The organism is Seonamhaeicola marinus, assembly GCF_008085455.1.
The window spans coordinates 1-293 of record NZ_VSDQ01000200.1 but is presented as its reverse complement, the minus strand read 5'-3'; the positions used below and the strand labels follow the sequence as shown (position 1 = coordinate 293).

Genomic DNA, 293 nt, shown 5'->3' with positions numbered 1-293 from the left:
GCAATCTTGATAAACGATTAATTATGGAACCAAAGAAAAATTCTAAAGCAAATGTAGGACGTAATAGTTCTCTTTATTTCTTAATAGGTTTGGCATTGATGCTGTTTTTAACAAATTATGCCATTAATTATAAAACCTATGACAAATCAAATATTGACATTGGTCAATTAGATATGGATGAGGAGTTGGAAGAAGAAATTCCAATCACAGAGCAAATTCAAACGCCTCCACCTCCACCACCTCCACCAGCAGCTCCTGAGGTTATAGAGATTGTGGAAGATGAAGAAGAGGTA

The 293-nt window shown here is 35.2% G+C and carries 1 pseudogene; it reads left to right on the top strand.

The annotated features are described in order from the left end of the window. Positions 1–23: 23 nt before the first annotated feature. A pseudogene (locus FUA24_RS03010) lies at positions 24–293 on the top strand (energy transducer TonB); the annotation flags it as partial.